The sequence below is a fragment of the Roseinatronobacter sp. NSM genome (assembly GCF_052379845.1).
GTDB lineage: Bacteria > Pseudomonadota > Alphaproteobacteria > Rhodobacterales > Rhodobacteraceae > Roseinatronobacter.
This window is the reverse complement of sequence record NZ_JBQTCF010000072.1, coordinates 1-5,056: the sequence shown is the minus strand read 5'-3', so window position 1 is coordinate 5,056 and position 5,056 is coordinate 1. Positions and strand designations below refer to the sequence as shown.

The following is a 5,056-nucleotide window of genomic DNA, read 5'->3' as shown; positions in this document are numbered from 1 at the left end:
AAACCCGCCTTTTGGGCGGGTTTTTTCTGTGCCAGTAATGTGGAAGGGTGGGCCTTACCCCCGTGACCGCCGCCCCCCGCGCCGCCCGCCGGTGCGCGCGCCTGCATCCATCGCGGCCCTTGACGCCTCGGCGAATGTGACGCCTTCTTTCACTGCCTCCAGCACCTTCGCCAACCCGATCCACGCCCCGCCATTGGGGTCATGGTTCATCAGCATGTTGGCCGCGCGAATGGCCTCCATCTCGACCGAGCGCACGGGGTTCATGATGGCGCTTGTCATGCCCGCCCCAATGGCCATTGGCAAGAAGGCCGCATTGATGCCGTGGCGGTTGGGCAGGCCAAAGCTGATATTGGAGGCGCCACATGTGGTGTTCACGCCCAATTCATCGCGCAAACGCCGCACCAGCGCGAAAACCTGCTGCCCCGCGCTGGCCATGGCACCAATCGGCATTACCAACGGGTCCACGACAATGTCATGGGCAGGAATGCCGAAATCCGCAGCGCGCTCGACAATCTTTTTGGCCACTGCAAAGCGCACGTCGGGGTCTTCGGAAATGCCGGTATCATCATTGGAAATGGCAACCACGGGCACATTGTATTTCTTGACCAAGGGCAGCACCAGTTCCAAGCGCTCTTCCTCGCCGGTGACGGAATTCAGCAACGGGCGGCCATAGGCGGCCTGCAAGCCCGCCTCCAGTGCACCGGGAACAGAACTGTCAATGCATAGCGGCACATCGACCACGGCCTGCACCCGTTCAATCAGCGCCTTCATCAACGGGGGTTCAACGAAATTATTGTCGGCATAGCGCGGATCTGCGGCCATTTTATTGGTGAAAACCGCCCCTGAATTCACATCCAGCACCATGGCACCACAGGCCACCTGTTCCAGCGCGTCGCGTTCCACGGTGGTAAAATCATCCAGTTCCAGTTCCGCGGCCAGCTTCTTGCGGCCTGTCGGGTTGATGCGTTCGCCAATCACACAAAACGGTTCATCAAAGCCGATGACAACAGTTTTGGTGGCAGATTCAAGGACAGTGCGGGTCATGATCTCTCCGAAATAAGGGGGCGGTCAGGGCTGCGCCGGTCGGGCGGCAGCCCCACCATGGGCAATGTTCCAGTCAGCATTGGCCTTGATCCCGCCCAGCGGGAAAAAATGCACATGCTCCAGTGCGAAATCGGGGGTGGCGGCCTTGTGCGCGGCCAGGTCCGCCAGAAGTTCGGTGGGTTCGAACGGCAGCAACAGTTTTGACACATCCTTGGCGCGCTTTTGCAACACGCGCAGCGACGGGCCAACACCACAGGCCACCGCGAATTTGATCAGCGTCTGCAGCTTGGCAGGCCCCGCAACGCCCAGATGCACCGGCAGCGTGACCCCCTGTTCGCGCAGGCCATCGGCCCATGCGATAACCGGCTTTGCCTCGAACGCGAATTGGGTGACGATGGCCATTTTCACGCCTGTTGACCGGGCGAATTCCTGCTTCTGGCGCAGCGCGTCCAGAATAATGGCATGCCCGCCATCGGGGCCGATGTCGCGGTTGCCTTCGGGGTGGCCCGCGACATGCACGCGGTCAAACGCATCAAACAGACCCGTTTCCAGCAATTGCATGGAATTGTCATACGCCCCTTTGGGACTGGACACGCCACCACCCAGAATCAGCGCTTGACGCACATCCGCCGCATCTTGATAGCGCGCGACCCAGTCGGACAATTCGGCCCTGTCCGCGATGATGCGCGCGGGGAAATGGGGCATCGGTTCCATCCCTGCCGCGCGCAAGCGTGCGGCCGTGGCCACCATGTCGGAAATGGGTGTCCCGTCGATATGGGCGATATAGACGCGCGTTCCCGCGGGCAGGATGGCGCGGAAATCGGCGATCTTTTCAGCGGTGCGGGGCATCACTTCAATAGAATAGCCCTGCATCAGCGCCTCAAGGGCGGCGCGGTCAGGCGCGGGCTGGCCCTGCGCAGGGGGGCTGCGAAAATTAAAAAGCGCCATCAGACTCTCCAATACACGGGGGCGGCGGGTCATTGCGTTCAGACTTTCGCCGCCCAGCCGTCATTGGCGATCAGCAGCTTCAGCCTGTCTGCGTCATACTGCGCTTCCAGTTGCTCTGCGGTGGTTTTCGCGACATCTTCATCGCTTCCAGCGACCTCGACAGGGGGGGCCTTGCGCCATTCCGCCAGATAGGCATCGGCATCGCGCGCGCCCACCTTCATGGCGCAGCGGTCAATCGCCTGTTCAAACCGTTCCGAAAGCTGGATCTTATGCGCCTTGCGCCCCTTGCCCACAATGACCTGTGCGGGAATATCGCGCCAATAAACGATTACAAGCTGTGCCATTATTCTTCCTTTTTGCGCGCCTTCATGGCCATAGACTAGCCATGCAGCGCGCGCGGCTGTCCCATCCGGTTACGACCTGCCCATGCACGCCACCGACACGCCAGACCTACCCCGCCCCCTTGCGAAAAGCGAGTGCGCGCCACCGTCAAAACTTTCAACTTCATTATGACCGTGGCGACAAATTACCTGCGCCATCATGACGCGCAGACCCTTGCTTATTTCAGGTCGGTTGATTACCTTCTATATCAACACGATATTGGAGGGCGAAGAATGACGCCCGAGCGTCCCGCAGGCGTGGGCGCTTCCCCGAACTCGACACACGGCGCGGCACCTGTTGCCGTTGCCCGAAAATCGGCAAAGGCACCGCGCCACCCCAAGCCAAGGCCGCCGCAATTATATGCGGCACTTGATTTGGGGACGAATAGCTGTCGCATGTTGATTGCCCGCCCCCATGGCGGGCACTTCGAAGTCGTGGACAGCTTTTCAAAAGCAGTTGAATTGGGAACCGGCCTGAAATCTTCCGGGCTGCTGTCTTATCATCCCATGCAGCGCACCTTGCAGGCGCTGCGCATTTGCCGCGCAAAGCTGGAACGCCACAAGGTGTCACGCATGCGTCTTGTGGCCACCGAAGCATGCAGACGCGCACGCAACAGCCGCGATTTCATCCGCCGTGCCCATGCTGAAACCGGCCTGCGGCTGGACATCATTACCGCCGAAGAAGAAGCGCGCCTTGCTGTGGTGTCCTGTGCATCGCTGGTGGCCATGGAAACCGAACAGCTTTTGGTTATCGACATTGGCGGGGGCTCCACCGAACTGGTCTGGATTGATCTGTCGCGCGTGGCCCCCGAAAAGCGGCGAAATGCCATCATGGGCATGTATCGTGGTGCGTTCAACCGCGACCCTGTTGCCGGTAAACCGCAGGTCATTGACTGGATCAGCGTGCCGCTGGGTGTTGCCACGCTGAAGGACTACTTCGCGGAAGTGGATGATGACGCGGCGCGCTTCGCCTTGATGAGCTGGTATTTCGAGGAACAGCTTGAAGCCTTCACGCCCTATAGCGACCTGAAGCAACACAAGGCATTCCAGATCATCGGCACATCAGGCACCATCACCACTGTGGCCGCGTCCTACCTGCGCCTGAAACGCTATGACCGGTCCAAGGTGGACGGGCTGGTGATGAATTCGGGGCAGGTAGACAAGGTCATCCGCGAATATCTGGCGCTTGGTCCCATCGGGCGGCGGCAAGACCCCAGCATCGGGCGCGACCGGCACACGCAAATCATGTCGGGCGCCGCGATTCTGACTGCATTGATGCGCGTATGGCCCACAGAACGCATGTCCGTGGCCGATCGCGGGTTGCGTGAAGGGCTGCTTTACGCGCAGATGAGCCGCGATGGCGCACTAGACATGAAAGCCTGACGAAAGGCGCAAGACACATGAAAACACCAAACACATCTGGTCGCGGCAGCCGCGAACTGAAGGTCAAGGTCAAGACGGCGCGCGGGCGCAAGCTGTCCTCCACCCGCTGGCTGGAACGGCAGTTGAATGACCCATATGTCGCCGCAGCACGGCGCGATGGCTATCGCGGGCGGGCAGCCTATAAGCTGCTGGAACTGGACGACAAGTATCGTTTCCTTGTGCCCGGCGCGCGGGTTGTTGATCTGGGCTGCGCACCGGGCGGCTGGCTGCAAGTGGCCGTGGCGCGGGTAAATTCGCTGGGCGAAAAGAAGGGCAAGCGCATAGGCTTTGTGCTGGGCGTGGATTTGCAGGATGTCGAACCCCTGCCCGGCGCAAGCGCCCATGTGCTGGATTTTCTGGACGAAGGCGCGGATCAACAAGTCAAGGACTGGCTGGGCGGGCGGGCCGATGTGGTCATGTCGGACATGGCAGCCGCGTCCAGCGGGCACAAGCAGACCGACCACATGCGCATCATGTCGCTATGCGAAGCGGCGGCGCATTTTGCCTTTGACGTTCTGGAAGAAGGCGGGACATTTGTTGCCAAGGTTCTGGCCGGTGGGGCCGAAGGGGATTTGCAGCGCCTGCTGAAGCAGAACTTCAAGAAGGTCGCCAATGTCAAACCCCCGGCCAGCCGGTCCGACAGTTCCGAAAAATATGTTGTTGCCCAAGGGTTTCGCGGGCGAAGTTTCGCTGAGCCTGCGCAAGAAGGTGACCCCGGATGACAGATCGTTTCACCCCCCGCCCCGGCGAGGTGCAGCTTGATGCGCCGTTATCCATGCAGGCCGAAATCACCTTCATTGGCCATATCGAAAGCGACTGGTCGCTGGAAGATTGCCCCAAGAATATTGCCCAGGCCCGCGAGGCGGGCAAACCTGCGCACCTGCATATTGCGCCGCTGTTTCGCGCGGGGCTGGAGGGGATTTCCCAAGGTGATGCGCTGGTGTTGCTATACTGGATGGACCGCGCCCCCCGCGACCTGATCCGCCAGATGCCACGCCACCGCGACAGCGCGACGGGGACGTTCAACCTGCGATCACCCGCGCGGCCAAACCCCATCGGGATGGGGGTTGTCAGGGTTCTGGCACTGGACATGGCGGCGGGGCGGATCACCATTGACGCCATCGATGCCATTGACGGCACGCCGCTTGTCGACATAAAGCCGCATATGCCCCGCGCCGACCATCTGCCAGCCTGATCAATATGGCGGGGGTGCTGAAATTCGCGCTGCTTGCCCTTGCGCTTTATGCGGGGGGTGTTGCGCT

General features: G+C 60.9%; 6 protein-coding genes. 3 read left to right on the top strand and 3 right to left on the bottom strand.

Features of this window, described 5'->3' with window-relative positions; translation table 11 throughout:
* Nucleotides 1-54: 54 nt before the first annotated feature.
* From ACTZWY_RS19500 to ACTZWY_RS19490, 3 genes are read right to left on the bottom strand one after another with little or no spacing between them, the layout of a single operon-like run.
* Nucleotides 55-1,044: a methyltetrahydrofolate cobalamin methyltransferase gene (locus tag ACTZWY_RS19500; RefSeq protein ID WP_444792368.1), complete on the bottom strand. Its 990-nt coding sequence runs from the start codon at nucleotides 1,042-1,044 to the stop codon at nucleotides 55-57.
* A 24-nt stretch (nucleotides 1,045-1,068) separates the two neighbouring features.
* The gene (locus tag ACTZWY_RS19495; protein ID WP_444792367.1) at nucleotides 1,069-1,992 is read right to left on the bottom strand and encodes a methylenetetrahydrofolate reductase; all 924 of its coding nucleotides are present in this window, start codon (nucleotides 1,990-1,992) and stop codon (nucleotides 1,069-1,071) included.
* A 38-nt stretch (nucleotides 1,993-2,030) separates the two neighbouring features.
* Nucleotides 2,031-2,336: a virulence factor gene (locus ACTZWY_RS19490; RefSeq protein ID WP_444792366.1), complete on the bottom strand. Its 306-nt coding sequence runs from the start codon at nucleotides 2,334-2,336 to the stop codon at nucleotides 2,031-2,033.
* A 270-nt stretch (nucleotides 2,337-2,606) separates the two neighbouring features.
* Here ACTZWY_RS19490 and ACTZWY_RS19485 point away from each other — a divergent pair, with 270 nt between their 5' ends.
* Genes ACTZWY_RS19485 through ACTZWY_RS19475 form a run of 3 tightly spaced genes read left to right on the top strand, consistent with a single transcriptional unit; the run spans nucleotide 2,607 to nucleotide 4,989 of the window.
* A complete protein-coding gene (locus ACTZWY_RS19485) occupies nucleotides 2,607-3,755 on the top strand; it encodes a Ppx/GppA phosphatase family protein (protein WP_444792365.1) in 1,149 nt (382 codons plus the stop codon).
* Between the two features lie 17 nt (nucleotides 3,756-3,772).
* Nucleotides 3,773-4,516, top strand: coding sequence for an RlmE family RNA methyltransferase (locus ACTZWY_RS19480; protein ID WP_444792364.1), 744 nt, complete (start codon nucleotides 3,773-3,775; stop codon nucleotides 4,514-4,516).
* Nucleotides 4,513-4,989, top strand: coding sequence for an SAM-dependent methyltransferase (locus tag ACTZWY_RS19475; protein ID WP_444792363.1), 477 nt, complete (start codon nucleotides 4,513-4,515; stop codon nucleotides 4,987-4,989). The genes ACTZWY_RS19480 and ACTZWY_RS19475 overlap by 4 nt, the downstream gene beginning before the upstream one ends.
* Nucleotides 4,990-5,056 lie beyond the last annotated feature (67 nt).

Bases quoted from the DNA above. Each gene is read 5' to 3' on its own strand.
- ACTZWY_RS19490 (WP_444792366.1), bottom strand. From the start codon at position 2,336: ATGGCACAGCTTGTAATCGTTTATTGGCGCGATATTCCCGCACAGGTC.
- ACTZWY_RS19485 (WP_444792365.1), top strand. From the start codon at position 2,607: ATGACGCCCGAGCGTCCCGCAGGCGTGGGCGCTTCCCCGAACTCGACA.
- ACTZWY_RS19480 (WP_444792364.1), top strand. From the start codon at position 3,773: ATGAAAACACCAAACACATCTGGTCGCGGCAGCCGCGAACTGAAGGTC.
- ACTZWY_RS19475 (WP_444792363.1), top strand. From the start codon at position 4,513: ATGACAGATCGTTTCACCCCCCGCCCCGGCGAGGTGCAGCTTGATGCG.
- ACTZWY_RS19495 (WP_444792367.1), bottom strand. From the start codon at position 1,992: ATGGCGCTTTTTAATTTTCGCAGCCCCCCTGCGCAGGGCCAGCCCGCG.
- ACTZWY_RS19500 (WP_444792368.1), bottom strand. From the start codon at position 1,044: ATGACCCGCACTGTCCTTGAATCTGCCACCAAAACTGTTGTCATCGGC.